Annotated in this window: 1 protein-coding gene; it reads left to right on the top strand. The window is 65.0% G+C overall.

The window, feature by feature from the left end; translation table 11 throughout:
* Window positions 1-23 precede the first annotated feature (23 nt).
* On the top strand, window positions 24-835 hold an 812-nt coding region (locus tag IQ210_RS46975; protein ID WP_194085406.1), incomplete at its 3' end, for a sulfurtransferase.

Genomic DNA, 835 nt, shown 5'->3' with positions numbered 1-835 from the left:
AACTGCCCCGGAGGAGAAAGAGCATGAGCCGCAGCGACGTCCTGGTCGACGCCGACTGGGTCGAGGCCAACCTCGACAACCCGAACATCGCGATCGTGGAGGTGGACGAAGACACGTCCGCCTACGAGAAGAACCACATTCGCAACGCCATTCGGATCGACTGGACCAAGGACCTGCAGGACCCGGTCCGGCGTGACTTCGTCGACCAGGCCGGCTTCGAGAAGTTGCTGTCCGCCAAGGGCATCGCCAACGACACCCTGGTGATCCTCTACGGCGGCAACAACAACTGGTTCGCCTCGTACGCCTACTGGTACTTCAAGCTCTACGGCCACGAGAACGTCAAGCTCCTCGACGGTGGCCGCAAGAAGTGGGAGCTCGACGCCCGCGAGCTGGTCGAAGAGGTGCCCGAGCGCCCGACGACCGACTACAAGGCCAAGGCCCAGGACACGTCCATCCGTGCCTTCCGTGACGACGTCGTCGCCGCGATCGGTTCGCAGAACCTGGTCGACGTCCGGTCGCCCGACGAGTTCTCCGGCAAGCTGCTCGCGCCGGCCCACCTGCCGCAGGAGCAGTCGCAGCGTCCGGGCCACGTCCCGTCCGCCCGCAACATCCCGTGGTCCAAGAACGCCAACGACGACGGCACCTTCAAGTCGGACGAGGAGCTCAAGGAGCTCTACGCCGAGGAGCAGGTCGACCTGGCCAAGGACACCATCGCCTACTGCCGCATCGGTGAGCGCTCCGCGCTGACCTGGTTCGTGCTGCACGAGCTGCTCGGTGTCGAGAACGTCAAGAACTACGACGGCTCCTGGACCGAGTACGGCAGCCTCGTCGGCGT

It is taken from the genome of Streptomyces justiciae (genome assembly GCF_015163075.1).
GTDB classification, from domain to species: Bacteria; Actinomycetota; Actinomycetes; order Streptomycetales; family Streptomycetaceae; genus Streptomyces; species Streptomyces justiciae.
Note: the sequence above shows the minus strand (reverse complement) of the source record. Positions and strands in the feature narration are given on the sequence as shown.